The sequence below is a fragment of the Bradyrhizobium sp. UBA2491 genome, assembly GCF_002341725.1.
Classification (GTDB): Bacteria; Pseudomonadota; Alphaproteobacteria; order Rhizobiales; family Xanthobacteraceae; genus Bradyrhizobium.
The window spans coordinates 4,993-5,330 of the sequence record NZ_DDOP01000084.1 but is presented as its reverse complement, the minus strand read 5'-3'; positions in this window follow the sequence as shown (position 1 = coordinate 5,330).

Here is a 338-nt window from a genome sequence, read left to right as displayed (position 1 = left end):
CGCCCTGCCGCTCGGCCTCGCGCCAGGCCGAAGCGGGGGTGATTTTGTAGATCATAGGCACGGGCCGGCGTTCCCTTTTGTCCTTGAGTCTCTTGAGGTTTTATCCGGATTTGAGGGGAAAGGCCCCAGACGCCATATGGCGAGCGAGGGACCGTATCGGCGGCGGCGGCGCAACTCAAGCGGTGCCGGGACACACCAGACGGCAGATTTGCGAAAACCCCAGGTTTGAGGCAATAATTCCTACCATCCGGGACACCTCGATGGCCAAACAGTCCAAAGCCGCCCGACCGCTGACCCACGCTCAGGTCTGGGCGGCGCTCGACCGGCTCGCCGAGCGC